Raw genomic sequence first — 240 nt, 5'->3', positions numbered from 1 at the left:
ATTTTTAACTGATTCAATATCATTCTCTATTCCAGATATATATGAACTTAACTCTGAAATATTAAAATTCTTAGCTTTATTTATCCAGGTTTCTAATGTGAGAGAACTACCTTTAAATATACCCTTGAAGTCATCAATAAGATTCTTTAAATCTATTAATTCAGGATATGTTCTACTTAAGATTCTAAGTGTATCAACATCAGTATTACTTAGGTTTTCTGAGTTCTTACAGATAGCCTT

Annotated in this window: 1 protein-coding gene; it reads right to left on the bottom strand. The window is 27.1% G+C overall.

What is annotated here, in order from left to right; translation table 11 throughout:
- On the bottom strand, positions 1–240 hold a 240-nt coding region (locus GXK57_RS26285; protein ID WP_202127796.1), incomplete at both ends, for a hypothetical protein.

The sequence above is a fragment of the Clostridium sp. C8-1-8 genome, assembly GCF_009928445.1.
Classification (GTDB): Bacteria; Bacillota; Clostridia; order Clostridiales; family Clostridiaceae; genus Clostridium_AR.
The sequence above is the reverse complement of the archived record's forward strand: the minus strand, read 5'-3'. Positions and strand labels throughout refer to the sequence as shown.